This is a genomic window from Actinomyces timonensis (assembly GCF_040702965.1).
Classification (GTDB): domain Bacteria; phylum Actinomycetota; class Actinomycetes; order Actinomycetales; family Actinomycetaceae; genus Actinomyces; species Actinomyces timonensis_A.
Genome location: NZ_CP159989.1, coordinates 2,148,944 through 2,173,588, shown reverse-complemented (window position 1 = coordinate 2,173,588; position 24,645 = coordinate 2,148,944). Strand labels below are relative to the sequence as shown.

Here is a 24,645-nt window from a genome sequence, read left to right as displayed (position 1 = left end):
TCGTGGGGCTGGGACGCGCACGTGGGCCGACGGCGGCGTGGCGGCGTGCGCGTCAGCGATGCATTCGGCGGGTGAAGCGGCAGGGCATGCCCCGAAAGGTGCCACGGCGGTGGCGCGGCGCGCAAGCGCGTCCGGATCGCGGGAGTGCCGCGGTCCCGTCCTGGTCACAGGGTGATCACGATATGTAGTTGTGAGGGAGGTCACTGGGGTGTGGGTGAGGGTGGCTGATCCGCGGGATTTCGGGGTTTATGAGATGAGTGGGGCGGGTGTTATCAATGTGAAACTAGTGGTCAGTGTTCTCAAGGGTGCGCGTGATGACTAATGTTTCGGGTGTATCGCCGTGCGACCCATGGCGTGGGAATGTCAGACCCTGGAGGATCCGTGAGCCCTAGACACCGTTCGTTCCGAGCGGCACGCGCCTTCGCCGCCGCTACCGCTCTGGCCGTCGCGATGGTTCCCAGCGCCCTCGCCGACACCGTCGACCAGGACGACATCGACGAGGCGAAGAAGGCGGAGAGCCAGACGTCGTCGTCGATCGCCGACCTCGAGCTGCGGCTCGCCCAGCTCAAGTCCGACCTCCAGGCCTCGCGGATCAAGGCCGCCTCCGCCAATGAGGACTACCTCGAGGCCGCCGCGGAGCTGAAGGCCGCCACCACCGCCGCGGCCGACGCCCAGACCGCGGCCGATGAGGCTGCCGTGGACACCGAGACCGCCCGCTCCAGCCTCGGCGCCGCCGTCGTCGAGACCTACCAGGACGGCGGCAACCCCCTTGACGCCCTCACCCCCTACCTGTCCTCCGAGTCGCTGGCCGACGCGACCGACACCTCGGTGGCGCTGACCCGCGTGGGCGAGAACCGCAGCGCTGATCTGCAGAACTTCGAGGCGCACCAGGCGGTGGCCGAGAACATGAAGAGCATCGCCCAGGCCAAGGTGGCCGAGAAGGAGACTGCCGCCACCAACGCCAAGGATCTCAAGGCCACGGCCGATGCCGAGGTGAGCAAGGCCTCCACGGCCGTCTCCGACGCTAAGGCCACGCGGGAGGCCCTCATCTCCCAGCTCGCCACGCAGCGCAACACCACCGTCGAGCTGGAGACCCAGTACCAGGACCGCCTCGAGTCCGAGCGCCAGGCGCGCGAGGAGGCGGCCGCCAAGACCGCTGCGGAGGAGGCCGCGCGCAAGGCCGAGGAGGAGAAGCGGGCCCAGGCCTCGACGCCCCCCGCGCCGACCGCGCCGCCGACGCCCGGCGCGTCGCCCTCTCAGTCTCCTTCGGCGACCCCGGCCTCCGAGGCGACGGCGGAGCCCGCCACCGCGCAGGCCGCGCCGACCACGACCGAGGCGGAGCCTACCGCGCAGGCCGCTCCTGCCCCCGAGGCTGCCGAGGAGGCGCCGGCTCCGGAGCCTGAGCCGGCCCCGGAGCCCGAGCCGGAGTCCGCTCCTGAGTCGGCCCCCGAGCCGGCATCCCCCGCTGTCGACGTCGCCCAGACGGCGATCGACGCCTCGTACACCTTCCTCGGTGTGCCCTACGTCTGGGGCGGTGAGAGCTATGGCGGCGTCGACTGCTCGGGCTTGGTGATGCTGTCCTACCAGGCTGCGGGCGTCTATCTCACGCACTCCTCGCGGGTGCAGTACGGCGAAGGGACCCATGTGCCCATCGATGAGGCCCGGCCCGGCGACCTCGTGTTCTGGTCCTCGGACGGGACGCAGTCGGGGATCTACCACGTGGCGATCTACCTCGGCGACGACCAGATGATCGAGGCCCCGACCTTCGGTGTCCCCGTGCGCGTGACCGGCATGCGCTACTCCGGCGTCATGCCCTACGTCGTCCGCTTCTGACCCCCCTCTTTGAGCGAGACCGGTCTCGTCAGTGATTACGACCGGTCTCGATCCTAATTTTCGACCGGTCTCGGTTGAGGGGGGGGGAGTGGATCCGTCTCAGTGGGCGCGGTGCCGCTGCTCGCGCTCATAGGAGCGGCGGATCTCGGCCTCTGCCTCGTCGCGCCCCACCCAGTGGGCGCCCTCCACGCTCTTGCCCGGCTCCAGGTCCTTGTACACCTCGAAGAAGTGCTGGATCTCCAGGCGGTGGAACTCGCTGACGTCCTCGATATCCGTGCGCCAGGACGCGCGCTGGTCCGCCGCGGGCACGCACAGCACCTTGTCATCGCCGCCCTTCTCGTCGCGCATGCGGAACATGCCCAGCGCGCGGCAGCGGATGACGCAGCCGGGGAAAGTGGGCTCCTCCAGGAGGACGAGCGCGTCCAGCGGGTCGCCGTCCTCACCGAGGGTCTCATCGATGAAGCCGTAGTCGTCCGGGTAACGGGTGGACGTGAAGAGCATCCGGTCGAGGCGGATGCGGCCGGTCTCGTGGTCGATCTCGTACTTGTTCCGGTTCCCCTTCGGAATCTCGATGGTGACGTCGAACTCCACGCTGTGCTCCTCACTCTTGTGCGATCCGCTGGGATCCCGGGCGGGCCCGGCGCTCCCCGCGGCTGCGGACGGGGCGGCGCAGCTCTGGGAGGGCTGGCCACGATGGCACTAGTGTGGACTACGACGGCGCCTCCCGTCCGCATCCCAGCGGACTGTCAAGCGCCGGCAATATCGAGCAGCCCACCTGGCGACAGATCGGAGGAGCCGTGCGCCGCATTACGACCGCTGCCCTCACCGCGGCGACCCTGCTGGTCGTCGGCGGTTACTACGGCGTCGCCGACGCCCTCGACATCGTGCCCGGGCCCCTGACCGTCGCCGGCGCGGGCCGCCCCGCGGCCTTCCCCACCGCGGCCTCCCTCGACGGCGCCGCGGGCGCCACCGCCGTCCCCTACGACTCCTCCGCCCCCCTGCCCGAGGCCGAAGCCGTGGCCGGATACGTCGCCAGCCTCGCCGCTGATTCCCGCACCGCTGGTGCCTCCACCGCCGTGAGCGTCGTCGACGTCGCCACGGGGCGGCGGATCGCCGGCGCCAGCCAGGGCACCCCCCTCACCCCGGCCTCCACCCACAAGCTCCTCACCGCGTGGGCCGCGCTGCGCACCCTCGGGGCGGACCACGCGCTGAGCACCCGCGCCGTCCTCTCAGGGGCTTCGGGCGGGACCCCGACCGTCACCGTCATCGGCGGCGGGGACGTTCTCATGGCCGAGGACAAGGGCGATCCGAGCGCCGTCATCGGACGCGCGGGACTGGGGGACCTCGCCCGCTCCACCGCTGAGAGCCTCAAGGCCCTGGGCGTCACCTCCGTGGCGGTCGCCCTCGACGACACCCTCTTCCCCGAGGACCAGAAGTGGTCCAGTGACTGGGAGGACGGCAATCAGTCCTTCGTCGCGCCGATCCAGCCGATCATGATCAATGTGCGGTCCCACGAGTCGGCCCGCTCCTATCCCGCTGACCCCGCCAACGACGCCGTCCAGGCCTTCGCCAGGCACCTGCGGGCCGCCGGCATCACCGTCTCGGGAGTGTCCCGGGGCCGGGCCGCCGACGGCGCCACCGACCTCGCCTCCGTGTCCTCCGCGCCGCTGGCGGACATCCTCGGGGTGTCCCTCAAGACCTCGGACAACACGATGACCGAGGTCGAGGGCCGGCTCGTCGCCGCGGCCGCGGGCAGGCCGACCACCTTCGCCGGCGCCACCGAGGCGGTCACCGCCCAGCTGACGGCCGATGGGATCTCGATGGAGGGCGCCACCCTCAAGGACTGCTCCGGCCTGGCCAAGGGCAACAAGATCCCGGCCCGCCTGCTCACCGACATCCTCCTCAAGGCCGCGGGCCCCGACGGCGGGACGGCGGGGCGCGTCCTCATCGCCGATCTGCCCGTGGCGGCCCTCGACGGCACGCTCAACGACCGCCTCGTCTCCCAGGCCGGCGCCGGGACCGTGCGCGCCAAGACCGGCTCGCTGGACCAGACGGCCTCCCTCGCCGGGACCGTGGTGACCGCCAACGGCCGCCTCCTGGTCTTCTCCGCCATCATCGACGGCTTCCCCCCCGGTGGCCTGGCCGGTGCCCGCGCCGCGATGGATGAGGATCTCGTGGTGCCCCTGGCGGGCAGCTGATGGCGCCTGCGCGGTGGACGCGGCGCGAAGGGCCCGGCCCCGCGGGCGCCCCGTCGACGGCGCGGGGGCTTGTGGACTGGAGCCGCGTTGAGATCGCCGCCCGGACCATGGCGCCGAGAGCCGGTCCGCGCGCGCCCCGGGCCTCCCTCAGCGCCGTGGTGGAGCTGCTGCGGCGCGGTGCCGCGCAGGCCCCGGAACGGGTCGGCGAGATGACGGGGCTGGGCCAGGCGGCCCGGGATGCCGGCAGCGGGCGGGTGCTCGTCGTGGACCGCGCGGGCCTCGTGCGCGCCACTGCCGGGTTCCTGGCCCGGCTCCTCGACGGCGTTCCCGCGCCCCCCGCCGGTCCCATGGCTCGCCGGGCCGCCGCATGGGAGGCGGGCGCTGCCCTCGGGGCCCTCTCGACGCGCTTGCTGGGGCAGGCGCTGCCCGCGATCCCGGCCGCGGTTGATGCCGGTGGCGCCGACGGTTCGGGGCCGGTGGCCGAGGCCCGGACGGGAGGACCGGGCGCCGAGCGGCCACGGCTCCTCCTCGTCGCCCCCAACGTCCTCGCCCTCCAGCGCCGCCACGGCCTCGATCTGGCCGACCTCGCCACCTGGGTGGCGATGCATGAGGCCGTTCACGCCGTCCAGCTCGCCGCGGCGCCCTGGCTCGCCGACCACCTGGTGGCGTGGCTGCGCGAGGCGCTGGGCGCCGTCATAGAGGCCCTGCCCCGGGGCGGGCGCGTGGCGGGGATCGCCGTGGTGGCCAGGGCCGCCCAGCCGGGGGAGGCCGCGGGGCAGCCCGGGCTGGCGGGGTTGGTGGAGCTGCGTGCCACCCTCGCGTTCCTGGAGGGGCACGCGCGGGCCGCCCTCGACGGCGTCACCCCCGCGCGGGTCCCCTCGGCGCATGCGCTCCGGGCGGTGCTCGACGCCGACCCCGCGCCGCCTCCCGGGCAGGGGGAGGCGCGGGGGATCGGGCAGGCCTATGGGCGCGGCCCTTTCGCCGGCCTCGCCAGTGGGCGGCTCCTTGACAGTGCGCGGGCGGCGCGGTTCGCGCGGGCCGTCGTCGAGAGGGCGGGCCACGAGGGCCTCAACTGGGCGTGGGCGTCGCCGTGGGCCTTGCCGACGGCGGCAGAGCTGGGGAGCCCCGAGGCCTGGTTGGAGCGGGTCGAGGGAGGCACTCATCGAGTCCACGGGCCCGGCTGGATCTGAGCGGATCCCGGGCGAGGGCGCTGGGGTGGGCCTCGCTCCGCCGCCAACGCCGCCTGATCGGCTCGCCGACCAGCCGGATGATCACGGATCGGTGGCGAAGGGACCGCTGGGGCGGGCCTCGTGGCGCGCTGATCTGGCAGGCTTGGCCTGCGTCGTCGCCCGGCCCCGGGCGGACCACCGGCGCGGAGTGGGAGGATGAGGGCGTGGAAGCCGCCGACATGGGAACCGACCTCCAGCAGGTGCTGATCTCGCGCGAGGAGATCGAGAGCAGGCTGGATGACATGGCAGAGAGGATCGACGCCGACTACGCGGGCGAGGACTTGCTGCTGGTGGGCGTGCTCAAGGGTGCCGTGTACGTCATGGCGGATCTGTCGCGGCGCCTGCGCCGCAGCGCGCCCATGGACTGGATGGCCGTGTCGTCCTACGGCTCGGGCACGAAGTCCTCGGGCGTCGTGCGCATCCTCAAGGACCTCGACACGGACCTCACCGGCCGCCACGTGCTCATCGTGGAGGACATCATCGACTCCGGTCTCACCTTGTCCTGGCTGCTGGGGAACTTGTCTTCCAGGGGTGCGGCGAGCGTGGAGATCGCCACGCTCCTGCGCAAGCCGGAGGCGATGAAGGTGGAGGTCGACGTCAAGTACGTGGGCTTCGACATCCCCAATGAGTTCGTCGTCGGCTACGGCCTCGACTACGCCGAGCGCTACCGCAACCTGCCCTTCATCGCCACCCTGCGCCCCGAGGTCTACGAGGGCTGAGCCCGGCGGCAGAGGGCTGGCACGAGCCGGGCCCGGCGCGCGCACCGGGCTCAGTAAGTGGCTCGGGAGGCCGCTCAGGCCCCCAGGGCCCGCAGGGGGAAGGTGACGACGCCGGGCGCCAGCGTCATCGTCGGGCCGTCGGCCGTGATGACGGCCTGGAAGGCGGGGGTGCCGGTTCGCGTCTCGTCGATACCCGCGGCCACGGCCGCGAGCGAGTCCCTGGCGGCGGGGACCTGCCGCTGCCCGAGCTTGACCTCGACGAGACCCCACCGTCCGTCGGGTAGCTCGACGACGGCGTCGGCCTCGCGGCCGGACTTGTCCCGGTAGTGGTAGACCTGTCCGCCCAGTGCCTCGGCGAAGACCTGCAGGTGCATGACGGCCTGCGACTCGAACCACTGCCCTGCGGTCTGGAGGTCCTGCATGAGCCTGGCGGTGGAGGCGCCTGTGAGGGCCGCTGCCAGGGCGGGGTCGACGAGGTGGATCTTGGGACTGGTGCGCACGGCGTAGCGCGATCGCAGGTGGGGTCTCCAGGCGGGCTGGGGCTCGATGAGGAAGAGGCGCTGGAGGGCGCTGACGTAGGCGACCGCGGTCTCCGCGGTCAGTGAGGCCGACGCGGTGTCCGCGGCGATCGTCGCGTAGCTGGCCTCGGTACCCACGTGGCGTGCGAGGGAGCGCAGGAGCGCGGCCATCCGCACCGGGTCCCTGCGGGGCTCGCCGTCGAGACGGCCGACGTCGATGGTGATGACGTCGTGGACGTAGTCGCGCAGGTGGCGCTGGGCCTGCTGCGTCGTCAGTGGGATGTCGGCGGGCCACCCGCCGTGGACGAGGTCGTCGAGCGCCTCCTGCAGACCGCCGCCCGGGTCCAGGTCGGCGGCGGGCTCCTCGCCGGCGAAGAGGCTCTTGAGGGAGACGGTGCCGGCGCCCCGGCCGCGCTCGACAAGGGTCATCGGTCGCATGCGGACTCGTGTGATGCGGTGGGCGCCGCTGTGCCGGGAGGCGTCCTCGGCGGGAACGGAGGAGCCGGTGAGAATGAACTGTCCGGGGCTCTGGCGCCGGTCGATCTCCCGGCGCGCGATGTTCCACAGGGACGGCTCGATCTGCCACTCGTCGATGAGCCGTGGCACGGCACCGTCGAGCAGGAGGCCCGGGTTGACGTCCATCGCCGCTCGGACCTGCGGCAGGCCGGAGTCGAGGGCGATCTCGGAGGAGGCGTGCACGCGTCCGGTCATGGTCTTGCCGCAGGCGCGCACGCCTTCGAGGAGGATGCCGCCGGAGTAGCTCAGGGCGTCGTCGACGAGGCGGTCGGCGACGCGGGCGAGGTAGCGCGTCATGGGGTGCTCCCTCCTCGGGTGGTGGGGCGGCTGGGTGGCACGGGGCACGAACCATAGGTGGGTGTGCGCTGTGGTGGGTCGATCCGTCAGATGGCGTCGATTCAACCGGGCATGTGGCGCCCTGTCAACCCGTGATGTGGCGTCGAATCAACCGGGCATGTGGCGAGCGAGGCGGCGGTGAGGGCTGGCAGGTGCTGCCTGCGTGAGGTGACGACCGTGGGGGAGAGGAGGTGGACGGACCATGCGGTGTGCGGATCTCGTAGCGATGCTGCGGGTCCGGGCGCCGGGGGCAGAAGGTGCCACGCGAACTCGCTCCGGGGCGGCCTGTCGCATACCCGGGCCGCCGCGACCGCCGCCCGCTTGGAGGAGACTTTCACGGAGCTGAGTACCGAACTGCGTGAGGTCGCCTACCGGCCGGCCCCGCTGTTGCGACACGGCATCCCCAAGACCCGTGGTGAGGGCGCTCGGACACTCAGCATTCCCAGTATTCGCGACCGCGTTGTTGAGCGCGCAGTCCTCGACGCCATCAGCCGCACGGTCGACCTCGTCTTCTCCGCCAACGTGTACGCCTACCGCAACGGACTCGGAAACGACGACGCCATCCACCGCCTCACCCAGCTGCGCGACGCCGGCCTCTACACCGGACTGTGGTGAGCCACACCCGTCCAAGCCGTTGTGAGGGGCTCTTCGCGCCATCCGCGCGGCATGCGCAGTCCTCGGACGCCGAGAGGATCGTCGAGCACCTGAGGCTTCTCCTTCGGGCTACTTCGGCCCGGCTTTGCGCCTCCTTCCGCGAGATCGGCGCCGCTTCCCGCGCCGCCCCGAGGAACGGGGCGCATCGGAGTCCACGAGCCCCGGCAGGTGGAACCGGGAGTCCACGGGGCAACTACTCGGTTCTGACTGGTGCTTGACGCGGTTCTCCTCCCGCGCCTTGAACCATGCCGTGATCGGGGAGATATCCTCGCCGACCGGAAGATGCGCGTCCGGGTAGCGGACAGCGGCACCGTCCTCCCACCCGAAGGCGGCGCGGACGAAGGCCTGCACGGCCGGACGCGACTCGAAGTCCTCGGGAAGCGCGTCGAGGCACGACTCCACCCGGCGCTGCCCGTCGTCATCAGAGCTCGTCCTGGACGTACCCGCACCAAGACATCCCGTCAGGTCGCAGTACAACTCCGCCATCTCGGCGCCGGTACGCGCAACGACATCGGTCGCTCGGATCTCGACCATGCCCAGCCCCAGAGGCTTACCGAAGCCCAGGCGGTGAAATCCGGCGACAGGCTGCCCCTGGGATGCGCGCTTCTCGCCGCGGGGCACGAGTCGCTCCGGAGTGAGCAGCCACACGAGGATCGCCAGCTCCTCCTCGGTCAGCCCCTCGAAGCTGATACTCGCGGTGAATCGCGCCCCCGGGGCGAGGTAGGAGCCGACGGCGCTCTGCCCTACCTCGGGCCGATCCGAGAGCGACGTCGTTCCTGGCACGCGGCCCACCTGTTGGCCGATGAACCTCCTGTGAGACGGGTAGACCTTCCGGATGAGGCGCTGACCGCTCGTGTAGGTCTCGCCACGAGTTGCTTCCTCCGGTAACGGAGCGCCATTTTTCGTATGCAGGTAGGGAGCACCCGTCGCCGGCTTCGGGCTCGCCAAGGTCGGGAGGACCCATCCCGTGCTGCCGTCCTTGGGGAGCCTGAGCCAACCAATACCCTCCGGCTGGCGGGTGGGAACAATCGGATGGATCGTGATGCGACCGTGCACCGCTGCCGCCTGCCCCTGCGCTTCCAGCTTCTCGTCGGCGACGAAGCCCCACACCCGATCCGCCGGAGAGGCCTGTGCGTAGTCGCGTGCCGGTGAGATCCCACCGGACTCAGCGAGGGTGGACGGGGCGACCGCGCCTGCTCCCACACGCCGCCCGACCTGGGAGACATATAGTCCGGTGATCTCGCCGTCGTCGGAGAGTGAGGCGAAGAGCGGAACACCCGGCTCCGCGGCAGCCAGCGCTCTGATGTGCTGCTCGATCGCCGGACGGTCCGCCTCGAGGCCGGGTCCCCCATTCGACAGGATGGAGTCGATGAGCCAGGTCCGGGGAGCGTCGGATGCCCGGGTCTTCGAGTCCTCGGACGGGCCCTGTGCTCTCCGGCGCGACTCCTGGCGCGTGAGCAGGCGGATGTTCTCCAGGTAGCTGTGGAGGATCTCAACGAGATGGTCGAGCACCTGAGAGGACACGCTCCGATGCGTCCTGTTCTTCTTCGTGTCGAAGAAAATGAACTCGTTGAGCTTGGTGTCGATGAGGGGAGCGGAGTCACTCGGGGTCAGGCGAACCACGTAGCCGGTGAATGAGCTGCTTTCCGCCTTCCCCTGGTTGCTGACGGTTCCGCAGAAACGCTCGCCGTTGACTGATGCGAGTATCAGGCGTCTGGAGGAGTAGAACTTCTCCTCCTGCGCACTGAAGCTGATCCTCGACAGGTGAGGAGTGGCAACGCGCAGCTGGCCCAGACGCGCGCGTACGCCCTCCGACGTTGAGCCGACGAGCCTCCGCTTCTTCTCCTTGGCCGCCCCGGCATACATGAACCTGCCTGACTTGTCGTACAGGGCCGTACGGGACTTCTCGGAGTCGGGAAGAACGACGGCGCACACGTACTTCGGGTGGTTCCACCTCCCCTGCTCGGGTCTCGGGTTCTTCCCGAGCATGATGCGTGCGCGCAGCCCTGTTCCCTCACGATCGACAGGTGCTGGGACGAGGAAGACGGGATAGAGGGTGGTGGACTCCTGGGGCGTGCGGCGGTGCGTCAGCACGCGGTCGTGTCCTGAGAAGACCCGCATCCGGGAGGCGGTCACCGCCTCGTAGGCGGACGACAGCGCCCCCTTGAGCGCTGTGACGGGAATGGTGGCGTCATCCCAGTCCCTGGCGCCGTCCACGGCCCCTGCGCGTGAGGCGACGACCACCCGCCCGTCCTTGGCGCGCTGGCCGGGGACGGTGGGCGAGGCGACAGTGATGGATATGTCCATCTCGCCGGAGAGGTCCTTCGGCTGGAGGAGATCGTGCCCGGAGGGCGCACGGTCTCCGGCGAAGCGCTCCTCCGTCCCTAGAGTCCTTTCTCGGAGCGTCGGAATGCCGTTGTAGGCGTGATGCCATGAAGGACTGGGCATGGGGCTCCTCACCTCACAGCGCGGCGGTTACCGCGCGCAGGGCGCGGTGGGGGCGGAGCCACGCGGATCGGATCCGGGTCCGCCACGCACAGGTCTGTGGGAGCGAGACCGCGTCCCGGCTTGGGTTCCCCACTTTCACCCTCCGTCTGGTTGTTCACCTTGTTCTCAGCCAGGCTCATGTGGCGAACCGGGTGTCCGTCGGTGTAGCCAAAGGCAGCACACTGGAGGCCTTGCACCCAGGGAGTCTTTCGGAGCGTGTCCTCGTCTGGCAGCGGGAAGTCGGCAGGGGAGTATGTGGTCACCTCCTGGCCGAGGCAGCCGCCGAGGCCCGCGTAACGCTCCGCGAGATGGTCCCCGCGGACGGCGCGCAGGCCTCCGTCGGCGATACGGACCTCGATCGTCCCGAGTCCGAAGGGCTTGCCCAGCCCCATGCGCAGGTAGCCGACCAAGGAACGCGCCCGTGCCCCCGTGATCCGCTCCTCCTGAGGGACGAGGTTCTCCGGCGTCAGCACCCACACCAGGGCGCCGAGCTCATCGGAGGACAGGTTGGTGAAGCTCACCGTGCAGCGCAGGACGCTGCCAGCCGTCAGCCACGAGCGGGCCGTGAGGTGGACCGCCTCATTGTTCTGCACCCGACCGTCCAGTGAGGCCGCTGTGACGGCTCGCTTGGGGAAACCATCGGAGTCGAGGTCCTTTCCCTCCAGGAGCCGACGGTGCACGGGGTAAGCCGCTGACCCCAGCAGCTGTCCGTCAGTGAAGTACCGATCGCGTCGCAGAGGTTCCTTACCCGTCCCCATGGGAGTCCGCCCGTGCGCGTCCGTCAGGAATCGCCTGGCGGACGACGGCTTGGGCGGCAGGAGAGGAGTGAGCCGCTTCTCCTTAGTCGACACGAGCGCCCGGGAGCCGTCGACAGGCCCGACGGCGATCCGGCCGCGCACAGCGACATCCCCGCCCGTCGCGCCCTCGGCTGCGGCCGGCACCACGTAGCCGAAGAGGCGGTCTGCGGGAGAGGCCTCCTCAGCGCGCGAGACCGGAAGGATCCCCTGCGCCTCGGCGAGTGTCTGGGGACTCTTCACATAGGCGTGCCGACCGATCATCGTCGGGACGATCTCCCGAACCATAGGCGCTCCGTCAGTCTCCTCGACGACGGCGAAGGCGACGTCCCCGACTGCGAGCGACGAGGCTCTCTCGGCTTCATGCGGGTCGTCACCGGCCTGCTGGGCCGCGTACGTCGCCCGGTTCGGCGTGCGCCGCTTGCGAGGCGAGTCGTTCTTACGGTGGAGCACATAGCTGTCAACGACAGCTCTGTACCTCTCACGCACGTGAGGATCGATGCGGACCTCGGTCGCGCCGCCCTCAGAGACGTCGAAGAAGAACCGTTCGTCGTGCTTCCGCGTGAAGAGCCGGTCCGGAGGCGCCCCCGGCGGTGCGGTCCGGCACACGTAGCCGCTGACGTCATCCATGTCGTCCACGGTGGTCACTGAGTCATGAATCTTGAAGACCTCCACGAAGTCCGAACCGTTGTGGATATGAGTGACCTGCCAGTAGGCGTACCGTGCCTTCTTGTGGCTTCTCTTGTCCCGGTCCCCGTGCAGGCACAGGGTCAGGTGGCAGCGGATCCTCCGGCCATGAGGCGCCATCCGCTCGAGTGTCTTGTCATCGAAGATCCGACGGGCGTGGCCCTCCAACCCGCTTTGGATGGCTGCCGCACGCATGACCGGGTAGACGTCGTTCCCCTCCCTGTATTCCCCCTGGGCCCGAGTATCGCCGTAGAAGAGCTCACCGACGAGTCCTTCCGCGTCCTCTCGTGAGACCCGGATCGGCACCAGCCCGAGTGCGCTGGCGGCGTCGCCCCTGTAGGTCAGGCGCCGGGAGCGATCGTCCGGGGTACGGCGGGCACCGCTTCGGTTCTCCGCGTCCCCGAAGACCCGGAAGCGGGAGCAGGTGAGAGTCTCATAAGCGCGGGAGATCATCCCCTTGACCATCGTGGGTGCGATGACCGGGGTGCCTGAGTCGTCGACGGGCACGTCAACGAAGGTCCTCTCGCCATCCGTCGTCTGTGTGCCGAAGACGAGCGGTGTGCGCACCGTCATCTCCACGTCGATCGACCCGGACCAGCGATCCGGGTGCAGGTGGTCGTGGCCGAGTGCTGGACCGTCAGCGAAGAGGTCCTGGGACAGGTTGCCCAGAGCGGAGGCTTTCGTAGACAGTGTCCGAAGAGCCGGAACCCGGTTGACCGCTGGGTGGAACGGCTCGAAATCCTCCGTCGGTTGCGGGCGTCCTGTGGCATTCGAAACCATGTTTAGCCCCACGCTCCTGTCATCAGCTCGTCGACGAAGACGATGTTCCCGTAGTCGTCCTCAGTGAAGATCTCCACGCTCGTCATCTCGTCGTCGGCGTCGAACGGCGCTGTCGCACCGTGCTGGAGATACGAGTTGGGGCGGTACCAACAGGTGTCCTGCCCAGGCTCAGGTGCCGCATCAGTTGTCGCAGTGGGCGCGCCTGCTGCGGAACGAAGGACGATCTCTGCTGTTCCCGAACCATTGAGCCAGCGCAGCTCGTGCGCGAGGACGCCAGCGTCGTCCGCACCCGCCTGGGGCCGCGGATCCTCTATGAGAGCCCACAGCCGCAGCTCGTATACGCTCCCCAGTGGAACCTGTTGCCCGTCGGTGGCGCCGAGCGCGTTGTTTGAGACGGTGCGCAGTGCTCGTGCTCCGGCGGTCGTATAGGCGATCCCCTGCCACTCCTGACTGCCAGGGCCTGAACACGCACGTGTCAGGATATCCGTGAGGCTGCCGGTGCGTGAGCAGCCGTAGCTCCAGCTGCCGGACTGCAGCGGTGGCAGGTTCACAGTGCTTGCCTCAGTCACGGGAGGACTCCTTCGTCTCGCACAGGTATGAGCTCCAACCAGTCCAGCTGACGTCGGCCTCCGGGTTCGAGGCGATCGTCAGCGCCCGAAGCCGGGAGAGCACCTGGGCGGCGATCGAGGCGGCCTCGGCACCGTCCCCCAGATCGGTCGCGGTGCCGGCCGGAGCCGTAAGGTCCCAGGGTTCTCCGACGACGTCGGCTCCGCCATCAACGCGCACGCGCGTCACGTGTACCTGCCCGAGACCTCGGGTCCCGCGGCTGCCCAGAGGAAGAGTCCCGGTGGCGAGCTCGGCGAGCGTGAGGCCCAGCAGGCACCAGGCGGCTCGACGGCGGTCACCCGTGCCGGGCAGTGACCTGGGATCGAGCTCGAGGACGAGATCATTCCAGGTGGTATCGGGGACCTTCTCACCGTACAAGAGGCCCTCGGCGACCCCGCCGGTCCAGCGGTCGCCGGCGTTGTGGAGCACCGTGCGCAGCCTCGTCCGACCGCTGGCCAGAGTGTCCAGCACGCTCAGCGCGCCCCGCCTGTTCGTTGAGCCGAACAGGTCCCTGACAAGAGCCGGATCAGCTGTGAGCTGGTCATGGACCCCAAGCCCCGACCAGGTGTCGACGCTGTCGGGCTGCCGTGCGGCCAGCACGGTCCGGGCGATCCGAGAGGCTCGTGAACGCAGAGCCCCGCGCACGGAGGACCCCGGCAGTACGAGCGGCGCGGAGGGATGAGGACCGCTGCGCAAAGGCTCGGCGTAGTTATTGGGCTGCTGGTCATCGGAACGCCCCCGTTCGCCCTCGCGGGCGTGCTCGTCGCGCTCCGTCCGGTCGGGGCGAGGCTCGGCCACGAGGATCCCGGTCGGGCTGTCCCAGCTGATGGTGATGCGTATGCGCTCCGACTCCGTGCAGGCAACCGGATCAATCGCGGTGGTCACGTCCTCGCCGCCGTCCAGCCACGTCAGCAGCTCCTCACGCGTCCCCAACCTGGATCGCGTGAGGGTCCACGGGCGGTGATCGGCCAGTCGGACCCGTCCCCACCCGGCGTTGCGGCGCCCACCGAAAGCAACCCGCCCCGACTTCAGGAGGCCAATGATGAGGGCGAACAGCTGCTCAACGTGACTCTCCGTTGCCGGCTCGGGCCCTGCCGCTTCCGGCTGCGTCTCTCCACCACTCGTCGACATCCGGCCGGTCTGGGCGGTGATGGTCAAGGTCAGGGGGAGCCCTGCGGGAACGTACTCGTGCTCGAACAGCGCTGTGTCGCCCGCGGCCCCCCAGTAGCGGTTCACGGCGATCCCGGTGCGGGTCGCCAGCGCGACGCTGTCCGCCGCGGGATGAGCGTCTGCTGCGCCTACGCCTGCGGCTCCGGGCTTCCAGGTGGACCCGTCCTCGCGCTGCGCCGCCTCAGCCAGGTCGACGGTGTGGAAGGTCAGTGTGGCCGCCCGGGACTCCCCACTCGACGTCGTGCCCCACAAGCCCTTCCAGTCGCTACCGAGCTGCTCTCGGACGGCGTCACCAACGTCGCCGCAGAGGTACTCCTCGCAGGCGGCCCGCACCGCGCCTTTGACGGAACGCCCGGTGAGGATGGGATGACCGTTGCCGTCGCGGGCGAAGCGCCGCGGGACGGCGACACGCTCACTCCCCTGGCGCGAGCGGTCGACGACCTCGTCGATACCGCCCGAGTGCAGTGGAGAGTCGGTGACCAGGTGGATGGTCATCTCGTAACGGGTGATGCTCATCGCTCCTCCTGGCGTGTCGATCGTGGAGCGGGCCGGTGACTCGCGGCGCTGTTGCCGATCATGTCGGCCTGGTCCAATGGGTTCAGGATGAGGCTCTCCTGCGCCAACCACGGGTGAGCGACGACGAAGCGCCCGAAACCCTGGGCGGTGAGCTCGCCGACGCCGAGGACGGACAGGCGCGAGAGAGCGGTCATCACGGCATCCGCATCAGACCGGTCGGCAGGACGCACCCGCAGCACACTGCCAGCGCAGATGGCCGTGCGGGTGGCGCGCGGCTGACGGTCCGCCCCCGCCCAGGAGTCGACGCGCCTGTGACGGATCCCCGCAGAGAAGTGCTCGCCCTCTGGGCGCACGCGAGCCACGTGGGCCCCGGCGTCCTCGAAGGCCCTGAGCAGGTCCTCCACGCGACCGCCCGGACCGAGCCATGGCGAGCGGACGATGACGTCCGAGGTGAACCACAGGGTCGTGGCGCCGGCCTCCTCCCACATCGGCACGGTCGCTGTTGCCGCCCGCTCAAGGCCTCCCAGCGTGCAGTGGACACGGCCGTAGGTGCCGCTCAGACGCCTGGACCCCACCGTTCCATGAACCTCTCGGCGGGGAAGACCTCGGTGAGCCGGCCGTGTATCACCTGGCGCAGGCGCTCGCTGAGGATGACGGTGGCGCGCAGACGCAGCCCGGCGGGCAGGGCGCGGGCGAGGAACAGCTGGCCGGTGGCGGCCGCACCGGTGAGGGGGTTGTGGGCAGAGGACTGCCGACCGAGGAGTGCCGGCGTGCCGATCGCTCCCACCGGGTCACCGACGCAGACCGACCTCGTGGGCACGAGACCCGGGAACACGTAGCCACTGCGCAGAGGCTTGTGAGGCTCGGGCGGCTCGCCGGAACGCAACCTGTTGAGCACGGCGCCGGGGCGAGCCCCGGCAGCGTCGTCGGTGCCGGGCTCCTCAACAGTGCCAGGCTCCGCCGTGACCACCTTGGGGCTGGAGAGCACCAGCGGCACCGGCATGCCCCGAACTCCGTCAACGACGACGGTGGCGTCCGAGACGAGGAGGTCGCCGTTGACGACGGCGTCACGTACGAGCGCCTGAGAGCCGAAGGCCGCGCGCAGCCGGCGGTGGACGATCGGCAGCAGAGCCGTGCCGCGCACGAAGTCCAAGGACCTGATCTCGTTGGAGAAGGGCACCTCGTAGGAGATGACCGGGGAGCGCAGCACGAGGTCGAGGTTGGCCTGGTGAAGAACCCCGTCCTCCGACCCGTGGGTGCTCTGTCGGAGCTCGGTGCCGATGACGGGAGCCTCGGCCACGGATGTGTCCGGGGCCGGCGGCTCGGGGGCGACACCACTCCAGTTCTTCAGCTGCTCGCGGCACCAGGCTTGCGCCGCCGGGCGGCCCCCGACGGTGGTCTCCTGACCGATGAGGACGTCGCACAGCCCGTCGCCGTCGGAGCGGTGTGAACCGATGGCTCGCACGAGCAGGCCAGCCAGGGCCAGGACAAGTTTGGTGGCCCGGCGCTGGTGATCGGTCCATGGCACCGGGCACCCGCGCGTGTCGGTGTCCAGCAGGGTGGCAGTGCCGTGAAGCGTGCAGGCGCTAGCGCGCTCGAAGAAGCGCAGGTGGTCCTTCTTCGCTGTCCCCGTGTCCTGATCGATGGACAGGGAGACGACCTCGTGGACCGCTGCGTCCGAGGGAATGCCGTCGGTGAGACGGACGTCGCTGAAGGAGACGAGGCGGGAGTGCTCGGCGGTACCGAAGAGCGCCTCGACGAAGGACCTCCAGGCCCTGCTCGTGCCGCCATCGAGAGCCTCGGCGACGATGAAGGCCTGCTCGCGCACGGCACCGGTGATGACGGTTCCCCGTACCACCGGCCGGCCTCGCTCGTCCTTCTCGACGACGGCATCCACGCCGCCTGCAATACCTGCCCCGGTGGACACTCCCCAGTCGGAGAGGAAGGCGACGGTCACCGGAATCTCAAGGGCTGCCTGGTGACTCATGCGAGGTCCTCCGCGGGAGGCAAGACGGTGGGGGCTCCCACATCGGGGAGGAGGGTGCCGAGGTAGGAGTCGGGGAGGAGGTCGGCGAGCTCAAGGAGGTCGAAGAGCGAACGGATGTCACCGATGGTTTCGGTGAGGTCGTTGCCGAGGACGTCCCTCGCGTTCCGGAGCGTCTCGTCAAACAGCAGGAAGGGGCGCGTGGTGAAGGACTCGTAGGCGCGCAGGACCTGTTCGGCGTCAAGCACCGTGGAGTCGAACAGGACGTGGTAGCTGAGCGTTGAACGGGTGGGAGCAGATGCCTTGCCAGCTCTCTTGGCCATGGTGACCAGTCGTTCGGCCAGGTCGTAGGCGATGTGGAAGGGGTAGTTGCGGCCGATGACGGCGACGCCGGCGGCCGCGGTCATCGGTCCGCCTTCGGGCTCGGCGTCGTCGAGGGTGCTGAGGTGGCGGAGCAGCTTGTCCTCGCTGGTGCGGCGCTCGTAGTCCTCAAGGTAGGCGACGGCGAAGGGCAGGGCGTAGTCGCCGCTGGTGATGACGGTGACGTCGTCGCCACCCAGGATGACGGGGACGACCGGGATGGCGGCGCTCTCCCGCCCAGCCGCCTCGGCGTCGGCCTCCGCCCAGGCGGCGACCTTCCTCCACGCTGTGACGAGCGCTTGGCTGACGGCGTCGTCCAGGCGGTCGTTGACCTCCAGGAGGAAGCGCCGCAGGGTGTCGGGATCGTCCGGCTTGCAGCCAAGGACCTCCTCTAAGATGCCGTGCGGGACTCGCCTCATCGCCGCGTCGAGGTCCTTCATGATGGCGCCGACGCCATTGCCGTCGATATGGATGACGGCGATCCTGGACAGGGCGGGGGAGTCCTCCTCGGACGCGAGCGGCTGGAGCATTCTCTCCAGCTTGAGAACGTCCCGGGCGAGCTTCTCGCCGGGCAGGCCACCTTCGATCCGTGCCCGGTCGAGCAGAATCTCCTTGGACGTCAGTGCCAGGTGCCGTTTGACCCGGGCGGAGAGGGACAGAGTCTCGGTGCGATCCTCTTTCGCCTCATCACATGCGCCCAAGGGCGGCGCCGCCGGCAGGACGGAGTCCTTGGCGCGGGCGAGGAAAGGCGTCTGGGAGAAGCGGGCGAGCGCAGGCGGGCGGGAGAGGGCATACGTGGCCGCCTCCGCGTGAACGTTCTTGAGGTCGGCGGCTGTGACATGCTCGTCGGCCATCTGCACGATGACGCCCGAGACGTCCATCCCGGGCGCCTCGGCGAGGGCCCTGCGGGTGACGTGGCTGATGACCGCCTTCGCCTGTGCCTCGGTGTCGACCCGGATGATGACCTTGCCGGAGGCGCGGGAGACCCACTGCGTGCTGTCCTCGTCCGTTCCAGGGTGCGCACGCGTCCAAGCCTGCGCAACATCGGTGACATCAAGGGCGTCCTTGGTCCACTCCTTCAACTGCGTCAGCTGGTAGGAGGCTCCGATGCTCTCCCGCAGGCGCGGCGAGGAGAAGACGTAGCGCTGGTTGCCGTTTGTCTCGAGCATGACCAGGTGCATGGGGATCCTTCGTGTCGGCGACGAGTGAAGTGTGGCACGTGAGCGTCATCTGTGAGAGAGTTTTGCGGCGCGAGGACCGGCGGTTCCGAGGGAACTGCTGTCGCTGATGATCGGGGATGAGTGATGCTGCTCGTACACGTGGTGGGGAACGCCGACCTTGGGCTCGGGTCGAGGGCTGACGGCTCTGAGCGACTCCGCCGGTTGCGGGATGCCGACGGCCCCGAGGCCGCCAGGCTGCTCGGCCTCACTGACGGCGGCGAGTGGTTCGCCGACGGCGTCCTCAGCCCGCTGCACAAGGAGCTGGTGGCCGTGAGCAAGCTCCAGGAGGCTGTGGCCGTGAGCAAGCTCCCGGAGGCTAAGGGGGAGCAGCTCCGGGTGCTCGTCATTGGGGCCGGAGGGGGAAGCCGCTCCACGGAGGAGACGGCGCGGGTCGTCCGCCAGGCGTTGGTGAAGGCGGCGTCCGAACCCGACTGCCTGGCCCTGCTGAACGGGCACAGGCTGGAGGTTCCTGAGGCGCTCGTCCTCAGCGACGGGCTCAACCCCAGCGCCGACGACCATGAGCAGCTCGACAACGCCATCGGCGGGCATGATGGTCACGTCGCCCTTTCGCTGGCCGGCGGTGCCAGCACGGTCCTCGTGGAGGTTGCCGGGGTTACCGCTGCTACACATCCCGACGAGTGGTCTCTCCTCCTCATTGACCGGGCCGGGGACGATCGCCGGTCTGGAATCGCGCCGCGAATCGATATGTCCGTTACTCCGCATGAGGATCCCCTGAGGGGATGGCTTATGGGCCTAGGGCTGCCTACGGTCCTCGGTGCAGAGTACGAGCGCCGTGGCGAGGTCCTCCCCGATGAGTTCCAGAATGCTGCGAGGGTCGTCCGGCGAGCTGCGGGCGGGGAACCTGAGAAAGCTGGTCCCGAGGATCTTGCGGTGCTGCTGTGGGCCGACGTTGCCCGTGGGGACCTGGCGGCGGGCATGGCGCTGCGTGCCTGGCTGGTGGCGGAGTACCGGCGTCGTCGGTGCAAGTACCTGGGCGAGACGGGAGTAGAGTCTGACCAGTACCCGGATGCGACGCTCAAGAGCGGGGGCAAGCCGATCATGATCGGTAAGGCGATCTGTAAACTTCGCAAGAGGTCTGAGCGGCAGAAATTGACGGGCCCAGACGCCTGGCTCGTCGAGCAGAAGCACCTGGTCGAGATGGGCAATGAGGCGACTCATGAGCTCGGGACGGCGACCGAGGAGCTGAGGGAGCACCTCCCCGTGTTGCTGGGTGACAGGCCCGACTGGCTGTCATGGCCCTCGGGTGACGTGTGCCTCCTCAGTGGCCAGGGTAAGCAGCCGAAGAACGGTCCTCGGCGCCCTCCGATCATCGCGACGATGATGTCGAACGAGCCGAATGAGGCCCTCCGTCGTGCCTGCGCCGTCGACAGTCCCTTGACTCTTGAGACATTGATCGCCTGTTCAAAGGAGACCCGGGCGGATGGTCGACGCGTCGCCGATGAGATCATTGCTGACTCCTTCATCCGTCACAAGGCATGGCGGCCTGTCGAAGCCGACGGCGTGACCGTCTGCTCCTACGGCAGACCGGCCACGGATAACGGGATCGTGTCCGCGGATGCCGAGGAGGGGATGAGGCGGGTGCAGAGTCTTGCCGATGAGTGGCTCGGGAACCGTCCGAGACGCCCGCGCGCCATCGTGACGACCGTCCTGGGGGAGAAGCCCGTCGTCATCGCGCTCCTGCGTGCCGCACAGGTCTTCGGTGCTCGCCACGGAATTCCTGTTTTCCTCATGTCCTCCGTAAAGAACGACGATGGTACGGAAGAGCTCCAGTTCCACCAGTTCGGGCTCGACCGTGACGTCCGCGCGGCGCTGCTCACGGCTGCTGAGCACTGCCTCGACCGTCTCGACCTGCTGACTGCAGCGCGTCTGCTTGCACTGGGCGACCCGGAGATGGGCGTCCTGGCTGCTAACGCGATCGCTTTGTCGGACGACCTCCTCACTGCGGTAAGGAGTCAGGATCTTGATGGCTGTGCCAGCATCGTCCTGAGCGTCATGCGCGCGGTCGGCAATCGTATTGACGATGTCGAACCCGATGCGCAGGCCAGGTTGGCGACCATCGTCGGTGAGTTGCTGAGTCTCCCACCTAGGAGTAGACGGGGCGATGACTTTCGTGAGCCCCGGGTTCTGGCTCACTGCAAGCCGCCAGAGTCCGGGGCCCCTGCGGACCTGGACTTCGAGGACGCCAAGATTCTCCTTCGGCTCCTCGTGCAGGTCCGTGACGAAGTACCTCTCAATCACGGCGACCTCGGCCTGCAGGACGCCACTGCCCACGTCCTTGGGCGCTATGCCCAGCAGGTGCCGTGCACTTACGCGCAGCTCATTGACCGCGCTGTCAGGGCGGTGACTGAGACGCATGGAGTTGCCGTCAGTGACTGGGAGGAGAGACTGGACGAACTGCGTCGCAATGTCAGCGAGCGGCGGGGCGACGTCTATGGGAGAACGCGATGAACGACGCACCGGTGAACCTCGTCAACCTCACCCCGCACGACGTCGTTATCGACCCGGGCGACGGCACGCCGCCGGTCCGCTTCCCGGCCTCGGGCACGGTGCCCCGCCTCCTGCTGTCTCAGCCGAGCCGGCAGGCCCTCACCGTCGCCGACCCGGCCCGCCCCGACGCCCCGGAGGCCGCCGTCGCCCTCCCGCTCGCCGTCGGTGCCACCTGGCGGGGAATCGACCCGCCCCTGCCCGAGCCGCGCCCCGGCGTCCTCTATGTCACCAGCCGCGTCGTCGCCGAGCACCACCCGGATCGCACGGACCTCGTGTGGCCCGACGACCTCGTGCGCGACGCCGACGGGCAGGTGGTTGCCGCGCGCCGCCTCGCCTGTGCGCGCCCGATCGGGAGTCGTGGCGCCCCAGCGGGTAGCGGGTGCTGAGCGGCAACGGGTCCGCCGACGCGCCACCCCGGCACACCCCGCTTCGGCCTCCTCCTTCCCCGGCACGCCCGGCGCGAACGGGAGGGGGGCGGGTGAGGTGATCCGCAGCCTCATGGGATAGCGTCGGACCGGAATGACGCTCCGGGTACGTTGAAGGGACGCACCGCCCATGAAGAAGCCTGGCCAGAGCCCTAAGCCCACCCCCTTCGGGGGCCGGGGCGGCAACAGCGACCGCCGCGACCCCTCCGGTCGCGGCGACAAGAAGAGCCGCAAGCGCAAGGGCGCCCTCGGCAGCCCCTTCGTGTGGGCCGCCCCCATCGTGCTCGTCGCCGTTCTCATCTGGGCCCTCTACTCCTCGCTCAGCGGCTACCGCGCCATCGACACCTCGGACGGCCTGGCCATCCTCAGTGATGGCACCACCATCAAGTCGATCACCGTCATCGACGGCGCGAACCGCGTCGAGCTCGACCTCGCCGCGCCCTACACCGCCAAGGCCAAACTTCCCGGCCAGCAGGATAGGCAGGTCGGTGACAAGGTCCAGTTCACCTACACCGACGCCCAGGCTGACCAGGTCGACGAGCTGGTTCAGAAGGCCGCGCCCGTCGGCGGCTTCAACTCGGTGGTCCCCACCAGCTCCTGGTGGAGCTCCCTGCTCCAGATCACGCTGCCCATGCTCTTCTTCCTGGGCCTGCTCTGGTTCCTCATGAGCCGTGTCTCCGGCGGCTCGTCCGGCCCCCTCGGCTTCGGCAAGTCCAAGGCCAAGATCGGCTCCAAGGAGATGCCCGACGTCACCTTCGACGACGTCGCCGGTGAGGACGAGGCTGTCGAGGAGCTCGAGGAGATCCGCGAGTTCCTTTCCGAGCCCGAGAAGTTCAAGGCCGTCGGCGCCAAGATCCCCAAGGGCGTCCTCCTCTACGGCCCTCCCGGGACGGGCAAGACCCTGCTGGCCAAGGCCGTGGCCGGCGAGGCGGGAGTGCCCTTCTTCTCCATGAGCGGCTCGGAATTCGTCGAGATGTTCGTCGGCGTCGGAGCCTCCCGCGTGCGCGACCTCTTCGAGCAGGCCAAGGAGAACGCCCCCGCCATCATCTTTGTCGACGAGATCGACGCGGTCGGGCGCCACCGCGGCTCCGGCATGGGCGGCGGCCACGACGAGCGCGAGCAGACCCTCAACCAGCTCCTCGTCGAGATGGACGGCTTCGACGCCGCCACCAACGTCATCCTCATCGCTGCGACCAACCGGCCCGATGTCCTCGATCCCGCCCTGCTGCGCCCCGGTCGCTTCGACCGCCAGGTCTCCGTGGAAGCCCCCGACATGGCTGGGCGCGCCGCCATCCTCAAGGTCCACGCCAAGGGCAAGCCGATGACCAGTGACGTCGACCTCGACCAGGTCGCCAAGCGGACCCCCGGCTTCACCGGCGCCGACCTCGCCAACGTCCTCAACGAGGCCGCCCTGCTCACCGCTCGCTCCAACGCGCAGCTCATCGACAACCGCGCCCTGGACGAGGCCATCGACCGCGTCATCGCCGGCCCCCAGAAGCGCACTCGCGTCATGAACGACCATGAGAAGGCCGTCACCGCCTACCACGAGGCCGGCCACGCCTTGTGTGCCGCCGCCGGCGCCTACTCCGACCCCGTCACCAAGGTGACGATCCTCCCGCGCGGCAAGGCCCTGGGCTACACGATGGTCATGCCCGCGGACGACAAGTACTCCACCACCCGCAACGAGCTCCTCGACCAGCTCGTCTACGCCATGGGCGGGCGCGCCGCAGAGGAGATCGTCTTCCGCGACCCCACCACCGGCGCCTCCAACGACATCGAGAAGGCCACCGGCACCGCCCGCCGCATGGTCACCGACTTCGGCATGACCAGCAGCGTCGGGGCCGTCAAGCTCGGCACCACCGAGAACGAGACCGTCCTGGGCCTGTCCGCCACCAACCGGGACTTCTCCGAGGCCGTCGCCGCCCAGGTCGACGCCGAGGTCCGCGCCCTCCTCGACGCCGCCCACCGGGAGGCCTGGGAGATCCTCACCCGCAACCGCGATGTCCTGGAGGACCTGGCCACCCAGCTCCTTGAGAGGGAGACCCTCCTGGAGAAGGACCTGGAGGAGATCTTCGCCCCCGTCGTCAAGCAGCCCGAGAGGCCCTTGTGGTCCGCCGATGAGAGCCTCGTCCTGCCCGAGGGCGTTGCCGGCTCCTTCACCGGATCGCGCCTCCCGCGCCGCGTCGCCGCCGGGGCCGGCACGGCGACGCGTGCCGATTCCGCGGTCGGCTCCGAGGGCCCCCGCGCATGACCTACGACGCCGAGGGTGTGCGCCGCGCCGTCCGCGACCTGCTGATCGCCGTCGGCGAGGATCCGGACCGCGAGGGCCTGCGCGATACCCCCGAGAGGATGGCCCGCGCCTACGCCGAGCTCTTCGCGGGGCTCGATGAGGACCCGGGCAGGCACGTGGAGCGGGTCTTCGAGGTTGGCCACCACGAGATGGTCCTCGTGCGCGACATCCCCATGTACTCCGTGTGCGAGCACCACCTCCTGCCCTTCCACGGCGTCGCCCATGTCGCCTATCTGCCCGGGGAGCGGGGGAGGGTCACCGGGCTGTCCAAGGTGGCGCGGCTCGTCGAGGGCTATGCGCGCCGGCCTCAGGTCCAGGAGAGGCTCACCGCCCAGATCGCCGACGCCCTCGTGGAGCGCCTGGAGTGCTCCGGGGCGCTCGTCGTCGTCGAGGCCGAGCACCTGTGCATGTCCATGCGGGGCGTGCGCAAGCCCGGGACCAACACCGTCACCTCCGCGGTGCGCGGCCAGCTGCGCAACGCCGCCACCCGCGCCGAGGCGATGAGCCTCATCCAGGGCGGGAGGCACTGAGCGGCGCGGGCGGGGACTCGGCAGCGGCGCCGGTGCTGGACTCAGGCACCCCCAGCGGCTGGCGCCGAGCGCCTTCCTCAGGCCCGGAGCCTCGACCACGGGCCCCGCTGGTGCGGTGATGCGCTGCGATTCGATAACACTCTCGGGGAGCTCGACTCCTCGATTCGGTGGATCATCGGACGGCGCTGACGTGAGAAGCCCCTGAGATCCGTGGGAATACTGCGATTGAGGGGTTCGGCGGGCTCGTCTCAGCCTTGTGGTGGGCCCTCGCGCGGCGCCCGCCCG

At 69.7% G+C, this 24,645-nt stretch carries 18 protein-coding genes; 9 read left to right on the top strand and 9 right to left on the bottom strand.

All coding sequences use genetic code 11. The annotated features are described in order from the left end of the window. The first annotated feature begins 381 nt into the window (after positions 1-381). A complete protein-coding gene (locus ABXS69_RS09420) occupies positions 382-1,833 on the top strand; it encodes a C40 family peptidase (protein ID WP_366180404.1) in 1,452 nt (483 codons plus the stop codon). 99 nt (positions 1,834-1,932) lie between these two features. Here the strand turns inward: ABXS69_RS09420 and ABXS69_RS09415 are convergent, their stop codons facing one another. Next, positions 1,933-2,424, bottom strand: coding sequence for an inorganic diphosphatase (locus ABXS69_RS09415; protein ID WP_366180403.1), 492 nt, complete (start codon positions 2,422-2,424; stop codon positions 1,933-1,935). A gap of 206 nt (positions 2,425-2,630) precedes the next feature. Between ABXS69_RS09415 and dacB the strand changes: the two genes are divergently transcribed. The 3 genes from dacB (at position 2,631) to hpt (ending at position 5,979) form a co-directional block, all read left to right on the top strand. Then, positions 2,631-4,031, top strand: coding sequence for a D-alanyl-D-alanine carboxypeptidase/D-alanyl-D-alanine-endopeptidase (gene dacB / locus ABXS69_RS09410; RefSeq protein WP_366180402.1), 1,401 nt, complete (start codon positions 2,631-2,633; stop codon positions 4,029-4,031). 71 nt (positions 4,032-4,102) lie between these two features. Beyond that, positions 4,103-5,221, top strand: a complete 1,119-nt coding sequence (locus tag ABXS69_RS09405) for a zinc-dependent metalloprotease (RefSeq protein WP_366180401.1) — start codon at positions 4,103-4,105, stop codon at positions 5,219-5,221. A gap of 203 nt (positions 5,222-5,424) precedes the next feature. Further along, positions 5,425-5,979, top strand: a complete 555-nt coding sequence (gene hpt, locus ABXS69_RS09400) for a hypoxanthine phosphoribosyltransferase (protein ID WP_366180400.1) — start codon at positions 5,425-5,427, stop codon at positions 5,977-5,979. Between the two features lie 74 nt (positions 5,980-6,053). Here the strand turns inward: hpt and ABXS69_RS09395 are convergent, their stop codons facing one another. Further along, positions 6,054-7,310 (bottom strand): DUF4143 domain-containing protein, encoded by a 1,257-nt coding sequence (locus ABXS69_RS09395; RefSeq protein WP_366180399.1) that lies wholly within the window; start codon positions 7,308-7,310, stop codon positions 6,054-6,056. 360 nt (positions 7,311-7,670) lie between these two features. On the opposite strand from ABXS69_RS09395, the gene ABXS69_RS09390 reads away from it, so the two are divergent. Then, positions 7,671-7,964, top strand: a complete 294-nt coding sequence (locus tag ABXS69_RS09390; protein ID WP_366180398.1) for a hypothetical protein — start codon at positions 7,671-7,673, stop codon at positions 7,962-7,964. Positions 7,965-8,072: 108 nt separating this feature from the next. Here ABXS69_RS09390 and ABXS69_RS09385 read toward each other — a convergent pair whose 3' ends face one another. The 7 genes from ABXS69_RS09385 to ABXS69_RS09355 all read right to left on the bottom strand — a co-directional run bounded on the left by ABXS69_RS09385 (position 8,073) and on the right by ABXS69_RS09355 (position 18,568). Further along, positions 8,073-10,451, bottom strand: a complete 2,379-nt coding sequence (locus ABXS69_RS09385; RefSeq protein ID WP_366180397.1) for a hypothetical protein — start codon at positions 10,449-10,451, stop codon at positions 8,073-8,075. Between the two features lie 8 nt (positions 10,452-10,459). Continuing rightward, positions 10,460-12,763: a TIGR03986 family CRISPR-associated RAMP protein gene (locus ABXS69_RS09380; protein ID WP_366180396.1), complete on the bottom strand. Its 2,304-nt coding sequence runs from the start codon at positions 12,761-12,763 to the stop codon at positions 10,460-10,462. Then, positions 12,754-13,320, bottom strand: a complete 567-nt coding sequence (locus tag ABXS69_RS09375) for a hypothetical protein (RefSeq protein WP_366180395.1) — start codon at positions 13,318-13,320, stop codon at positions 12,754-12,756. The genes ABXS69_RS09380 and ABXS69_RS09375 overlap by 10 nt, the downstream gene beginning before the upstream one ends. Further along, positions 13,313-15,043 (bottom strand): RAMP superfamily CRISPR-associated protein, encoded by a 1,731-nt coding sequence (locus tag ABXS69_RS09370; protein ID WP_366180394.1) that lies wholly within the window; start codon positions 15,041-15,043, stop codon positions 13,313-13,315. Before ABXS69_RS09370 ends, ABXS69_RS09375 begins: the two co-directional genes overlap by 8 nt. Further along, the gene (locus ABXS69_RS09365) at positions 15,040-15,537 is read right to left on the bottom strand and encodes a hypothetical protein (RefSeq protein WP_366180393.1); all 498 of its coding nucleotides are present in this window, start codon (positions 15,535-15,537) and stop codon (positions 15,040-15,042) included. The genes ABXS69_RS09370 and ABXS69_RS09365 overlap by 4 nt, the downstream gene beginning before the upstream one ends. Before the next feature lie 62 nt (positions 15,538-15,599). Further along, positions 15,600-17,030, bottom strand: coding sequence for an RAMP superfamily CRISPR-associated protein (locus ABXS69_RS09360; RefSeq protein ID WP_366180392.1), 1,431 nt, complete (start codon positions 17,028-17,030; stop codon positions 15,600-15,602). Continuing rightward, positions 17,027-18,568 (bottom strand): hypothetical protein, encoded by a 1,542-nt coding sequence (locus tag ABXS69_RS09355; RefSeq protein ID WP_366180391.1) that lies wholly within the window; start codon positions 18,566-18,568, stop codon positions 17,027-17,029. Before ABXS69_RS09355 ends, ABXS69_RS09360 begins: the two co-directional genes overlap by 4 nt. 123 nt (positions 18,569-18,691) lie before the next feature. On the opposite strand from ABXS69_RS09355, the gene ABXS69_RS09350 reads away from it, so the two are divergent. From ABXS69_RS09350 to folE, 4 genes are all read left to right on the top strand, one after another. Further along, positions 18,692-21,076 carry a hypothetical protein gene (locus tag ABXS69_RS09350; protein ID WP_366180390.1) on the top strand — a complete coding sequence of 795 codons (2,385 nt, stop codon included), beginning with the start codon at positions 18,692-18,694 and terminating at the stop codon, positions 21,074-21,076. After that, on the top strand, positions 21,073-21,501 hold the full coding sequence (locus ABXS69_RS09345; RefSeq protein WP_366180389.1) for a hypothetical protein: 429 nt from the start codon (positions 21,073-21,075) through the stop codon (positions 21,499-21,501). Before ABXS69_RS09350 ends, ABXS69_RS09345 begins: the two co-directional genes overlap by 4 nt. A 169-nt stretch (positions 21,502-21,670) precedes the next feature. Continuing rightward, the gene (gene ftsH / locus ABXS69_RS09340; RefSeq protein ID WP_366180388.1) at positions 21,671-23,791 is read left to right on the top strand and encodes an ATP-dependent zinc metalloprotease FtsH; all 2,121 of its coding nucleotides are present in this window, start codon (positions 21,671-21,673) and stop codon (positions 23,789-23,791) included. After that, on the top strand, positions 23,788-24,360 hold the full coding sequence (gene folE, locus ABXS69_RS09335) for a GTP cyclohydrolase I FolE (RefSeq protein WP_366180387.1): 573 nt from the start codon (positions 23,788-23,790) through the stop codon (positions 24,358-24,360). Before ftsH ends, folE begins: the two co-directional genes overlap by 4 nt. Positions 24,361-24,645: the final 285 nt, after the last annotated feature.